Source organism: Tunicatimonas sp. (assembly GCF_049647865.1).
Classification (GTDB): domain Bacteria; phylum Bacteroidota; class Bacteroidia; order Cytophagales; family Cyclobacteriaceae; genus Tunicatimonas.
On record NZ_JBARYM010000514.1, the window covers coordinates 1 to 5,723 of the forward strand.

Here is a 5,723-nt window from a genome sequence, read left to right on the forward strand (position 1 = left end):
GAATTGAACCCGTGACCTCAGGGTTATGAATCCTGCGCTCTAACCATCTGAGCTACCTCGCCATGAAACTGACCGCTGTGGAACAGTCGCCATAAATGACCCTTGTAAAACAGCTGTCAAAGACAATTACACTGGAATATCCACGATAGAAAAGCCACAATAAATGGCTAATCCGAAACGGATTGCAAAACTACAAAGATGCTTGGGAACTGCAAGTATTAATTGCAGTAAAATATCGAGTTCCGTTGGCGATCCAATCAAAAAAAACTACATTGCAGTTGCCCAAAACACATTTGTCTGAAGCGGAGTCGCTGAGACAAATGCTAATTATACTGGTATGGATAATCGTCAATTTACTGCCGAATTTGAGTTTAGAGCTTCGCGCAAGATGTTATTTCCCTATCTTACTACTGCTAGCGGATTATCACAATGGTTTGCTGATGATGTTACAATTAATGAGGATAAAATATTTTCATTCTCATGGGATGGCGAAGAACATCAAGCTAAGTTAGCCACACAACGCATCAATCGATTTGTTCGTTTTGACTTTCTCAATAGCTCAGATCAAGCTTCAAAGGAAGCCTCCTTCTTAGAGATGCAGCTAGATACCAACGATCTCACCGGAGCGGTTTTTCTAAATGTTACCGATTCTATGACTGCTGATGATGAAGAAGAGTTTTACGAAATCTGGCTGCAACTTACCGATAGCCTGAAAGAAATTGTAGGTGGGTAGTCGAAAAATTGGATAATTTCAAAATATTTTTTCAGCGATTGCTGTTATAGCTAACGTATGAAGAAGATTGATAAACTAGTCATTAAGTCATTCGTCGGCCCTTTCCTACTTACCTTTTTGGTGGTCGTCTTCATTCTGCTTACGCAGTATATGCTGAAGTACTTTGACGATTTTGTGGGGAAGGGGTTGGGAGCCGAGGTATTTGCCGAGCTGTTATTTTACTTCAGTATTAACATGACCCCGGTGGCTCTACCACTGGCAGTGTTGCTGTCTTCGTTGATGACTTTTGGTAATTTAGGTGAGCATTTTGAACTAACCGCTATTAAAGGAGCTGGAATCTCTCTAACCCGAGCGTTGCGCCCACTCTTTTTTTTAGTCTGCTTGATCTCAGTAATTGCCTACCTTTCCAACAACTTTTTAGTACCCAGAGCGAACCTCAAAGCCTATAGTTTGCTGTATGACATTAAGCAAAAGAAGCCCGCTTTAGACATTCGAGAAGGAGTATTCTACGGCGGTATTCCTAATTTTGAAATTAAAATCAACCACAAGTTTCCGGATGGTGAAACTATTAAGGAGGTAATTATTTACGACCATACCGAAGGTTTAGGTAACCGAAATGTGATTTTAGCAGATTCTGGTAGAATGTACACCATTCAGAACGATCGTTATTTGATGCTAGAATTATTTAAAGGAAACCGCTACTCAGAAACAACAAAACTATTAGCTGGCTCAAACCAGGGCGGCGGCAACGCACAGTTTGTTCGCAATAACTTCGATACCACAAAAATGATTTTTGATTTGGCGAGTTTTGATCTTCAACGAACCAAAGAAGAATACTTTGCCTCTCACCGCCGCATGCAAACAATGGAGCAACTAGCTACCTCCATCGATTCTATGCAATACGAAAAGGTAGCGATCAAGTACGATGCCTTCGCCGGATCTACCAACTTCTATAACTACCATTTGCGGTACGATTCTCTTATGCCTGAAGGTTTAGAGGAGCGAATTGTGGTCGCTGACGTTGTAATTGACTCGGTAGATAGTGTAGAAAACATCCGGCAAGGGGGCCTACTGAGTATGGAGTCTAGTGCTATTAAAGCGGGAAATCTTAAGCGGCAACGGCAGGAAATTCAGGAGTCATTGGAAGAAGTGGGAACTACCAAAAAAAAGTATGAAGTAACTGAAATTGATACGGCCTTGCTAACTAAAATAGAAAATGAGATTACTGAAAGTGAGCAAGCTAGCGTCGTTTCTAAAGCACTTAACCAAAGCCGAACGATCAAAAATACACTACAAATCAATGCTCAAAAGCTAAAAAGATTAGAAAGAGAGATTCGTAAGAATACTTACGAAAGCCACAAAAAAATAACCCAGGCGATGTCTTGCCTAATTATGTTTCTGATTGGCGCTCCGTTAGGATCTATTATTAAGCGCGGAGGCTTAGGAGTGCCGGTGCTCATTTCGGTCTGCTTCTTTATTGCCTTTTATGTAGTAACCGAGATGAGCCGAAAGTGGGCTGAAGAATTAGTGATGAGTGCCGAACTAGCGGTGTGGCTTCCTAATATTGTACTGCTTCCGTTCGGTATCATATTTTTGATTCAAGCCCGCCTAGATGCTCGCCTGCTTGAGAGCGATTTCTATCGGGTGATAATTGATCGGCTAGCGATACAGTTGAAAAAGGTCAGACAAAAGCCGGCAGTTTGAACAAAAAAGTTTTTAAATGGGTTTACCCAAGCAGATCATATTGTAAATCAGTATTATTATTGATAACTTTGTGCCCTGTTTTTAAAACCATAGTGTAAAATTATACGCATGTACTTAAGTTCTGAAAAAAAGCAAGAGCTATTTAAAGACCATAGCCTTTCCAAATCTGAGTCCGATACTGGCTCGGCTGAATCTCAAATAGCCCTGTATACCTATCGTATTGCTCATCTGACGGAACATTTGAAGCAAAACAAAAAAGACCATGGTTCTCGTCGGGGACTACTCAAGTTAGTAGGAAAGCGTAAGCGACTACTAGAATATTTGCACGATCGGCATATTGAGCGTTATCGCGCTGTTCTGGCTGATCTAAATTTACGTAAGTAAAATACACGAGGGGGTTACAAAATCCCCCTTCGTTGATACTTTGCGGGTTAGCCCATTCCCTTTATTATTATTTCCTCAAAGGCCTTTTCTTTCACCACTGATAGCGTGAAGTTATTCTGGGCAACGAATCATTTTATTAAAATTTCACTATGCAACCACAAGTAGTAACCAAGACTATTCAACTGAGCGATGGCCGTTCTATCACTATTGAAACTGGCAAGTTAGCTCGCCAGGCCGACGGGGCAGTGGTCGTTAGAATGGGTGATACTATGCTATTGGCTACGGTTGTTTCTGCGGCCGAAGCTCGAGAAGATGCTGGCTTCTTCCCCCTTTCAGTAGATTACCAAGAGAAGTTTGCCTCAGCCGGAAAAATACCCGGAGGTTTTCTAAAGCGGGAAGGCCGTTTGTCTGAACACGAAATCCTGACTAGCCGATTGGTAGACCGGGCTATTCGTCCTATGTTTCCTGATGAATATATGGCCGATACTCAAGTGAACATTATGCTTATCTCGGCTGATGCTCAAGTAATGCCCGATGCACTGGCTGCACTGGCTGCTTCTTCGGCTATTGCTGTATCTGATATTCCGTTTCCCGAATCTATTTCTGAAGTACGAGTAGTGCGGTCTGGTGGAGAGTACATCGTAAACCCTAACGAAGAGCAGACTAACGCGGCTGATATCAATCTGATTATAGCTGGGTCGCTTGACAATATTATTATGGTAGAGGGCGAAGCGAAGGAGATGAGTGAGTCTGATATGCTGGAAGCTATTCAGGCTGCTCACGAAGTAATTAAGTTACAATGTAAGGCCCAACAAGAACTTGCTGAAGAGGTAGGGGTAGTGAAGCGAGAATTTACCCCCCCTGAGCGTAACGAAGAACTGTATCAGCAACTGTACGATCAGTATTACGATAAGATGTACGCTGTTGCCAGTCAGGGCATTGACAATAAAGACGAAAGAAAAAACCAATTTAAAGTCTTTAAGAACGAATATATTGATAGTCTTCCTGAAGATCACGAAATAGAATTAGCTCAAGTACATAAATATTTCAGTTCCATTCAGAAAAAAGCTTCTCGCGATTTAGTACTAAACGACCGAAAGCGACTAGATGGTCGTCAGCTTGATGAAGTACGATCAATCTACACGGAAGTAAATTATTTGCCCACCGCTCACGGCTCTGCGGTCTTCACCCGAGGCGAAACCCAATCGCTAACTACGGTTACCCTAGGTACTAAGTTAGATGAGCAGATGATTGATCGAGCGATGGTAAAAGGGACAAACAAGTTTCTGCTACACTATAATTTCCCCGCATTCTCTACTGGAGAAATTCGACCCAACCGAGGTCCGGGACGCCGGGAGATCGGCCACGGAAATTTGGCTCACCGAGCCCTTAAAGAATGCATTCCGGCAGATGAAGATAACCCTTACACTATCCGAGTTGTTTCGGATATTCTGGAGTCCAATGGGTCTTCTTCTATGGCAACGGTTTGCGCTGGATCAATGGCATTAATGGACGCGGGAATTCCTATAAAACGACCAGTGTCGGGCATTGCTATGGGATTAATCAGTGATCCGGAAACTAAGAAATACGCGATTCTATCGGATATTTTGGGCGATGAAGATCATTTGGGTGATATGGATTTTAAAGTGACGGGTACTGAAAATGGTATCACTGCTTGCCAAATGGATATAAAGGTAGATGGACTACCTTATGAAGTGCTTAAAGAGGCTTTATCGCAAGCCAACGCTGGGCGGATGCACATCCTCCAAGAGATGGCCAAAACTATCTCAAAGTCTAATGATGATCTGAAACCCAATGCTCCTCGCTCCGAAACCGTGAAGATTGCTTCTGATATGATTGGGGCGTTGATCGGTCCGGGTGGAAAAGTAGTTCAAGAAATCCAAAAAGAGACTGATACGACTATTGTTATTGAAGAAAAAGATAATCAAGGTATCGTCAATGTATTTGCTACCGATCAGGAAGCGATGGATAAGGCATTAGGCCGCATCAAAGCCATTGTAGCTATGCCTACTGTAGGCGAAGTTTACGACGGAATTGTAAAATCAATTATGCCATTTGGTGCATTCGTTGAATTTATGCCCGGCAAGGATGGTCTACTACATATTTCTGAAATTAGGTGGGAGCGAGTTGAAAAAATGGATGGTGTGATGGAAGTGGGCGAAGAATTAAAAGTAAAACTCACCGAAATTGATAGAAAGACCGGAAAATATCGTCTTTCTCGCAAAGCCTTACTCCCTAAGCCCGATAGAGCTAATCGTGATTAGCACTAAAATTGCTAATTATTCTTCGATAAAATTTACTTTATCAGAAGTGCCTGATCTGAATTAATCCATATTAGATCGGAACTATCCTAAAATAGATATTTGTTGCATCCCTAGGTACATTCATCGTATTAAGAAACCACGTGCATGAGACAACTCAAAATTAGTAAGCAAATCACCAACCGCGAAAGCCAATCGCTGGATAAATATCTTCAGGAGATTGGTAAAGTAGATTTGCTAACTCCAGATGAAGAAGTAGATTTAGCGAAACGTATCCGCTCCGGTGATCAATTAGCTTTAGAGAAGCTAACGAAAGCTAACCTCAGATTTGTTGTATCGGTAGCGAAGCAGTACCAGAACCAAGGATTAACTTTAGGCGATTTAATCAACGAAGGAAACTTAGGACTAATCAAAGCAGCTCAGCGATTTGATGAAACTCGAGGATTTAAATTTATCTCTTACGCGGTGTGGTGGATTCGGCAGTCTATTTTACAAGCATTAGCTGAGCAGTCGCGAATTGTGCGACTACCGCTGAACCGAGTTGGCTCACTTAATAAAATCTCTAAGACATTCTCCGAGTTAGAGCAGAAATACGAACGTGAGCCTTCCCCAGATGAATT

At 42.1% G+C, this 5,723-nt stretch carries 5 protein-coding genes; all 5 read left to right on the forward strand.

Annotated features, from left to right (window positions below):
* Window positions 1–337: 337 nt before the first annotated feature.
* Window positions 338–733, forward strand: coding sequence for an START-like domain-containing protein (locus tag WBA23_RS15150; RefSeq protein WP_424583124.1), 396 nt, complete (start codon window positions 338–340; stop codon window positions 731–733).
* A 57-nt stretch (window positions 734–790) separates the two neighbouring features.
* Window positions 791–2,437: an LptF/LptG family permease gene (locus WBA23_RS15155; RefSeq protein ID WP_424583125.1), complete on the forward strand. Its 1,647-nt coding sequence runs from the start codon at window positions 791–793 to the stop codon at window positions 2,435–2,437.
* Window positions 2,438–2,545: 108 nt separating this feature from the next.
* The gene (rpsO, locus tag WBA23_RS15160; RefSeq protein ID WP_424583126.1) at window positions 2,546–2,821 is read left to right on the forward strand and encodes a 30S ribosomal protein S15; all 276 of its coding nucleotides are present in this window, start codon (window positions 2,546–2,548) and stop codon (window positions 2,819–2,821) included.
* Window positions 2,822–2,970: 149 nt separating this feature from the next.
* Window positions 2,971–5,106 (forward strand): polyribonucleotide nucleotidyltransferase, encoded by a 2,136-nt coding sequence (pnp, locus tag WBA23_RS15165; protein ID WP_424583127.1) that lies wholly within the window; start codon window positions 2,971–2,973, stop codon window positions 5,104–5,106.
* Window positions 5,107–5,250: 144 nt separating this feature from the next.
* Window positions 5,251–5,723: sigma-70 family RNA polymerase sigma factor (locus tag WBA23_RS15170; RefSeq protein ID WP_424583128.1), on the forward strand; the 473-nt coding region annotated here is incomplete at its 3' end.

What these genes read in the sequence shown, in the direction of transcription:
- pnp (WP_424583127.1), top strand. Translation starts at nt 2,971, where the DNA reads ATGCAACCACAAGTAGTAACCAAGACTATTCAACTGAGCGATGGCCGT.
- WBA23_RS15155 (WP_424583125.1), top strand. Translation starts at nt 791, where the DNA reads ATGAAGAAGATTGATAAACTAGTCATTAAGTCATTCGTCGGCCCTTTC.
- WBA23_RS15150 (WP_424583124.1), top strand. Translation starts at nt 338, where the DNA reads ATGGATAATCGTCAATTTACTGCCGAATTTGAGTTTAGAGCTTCGCGC.
- rpsO (WP_424583126.1), top strand. Translation starts at nt 2,546, where the DNA reads ATGTACTTAAGTTCTGAAAAAAAGCAAGAGCTATTTAAAGACCATAGC.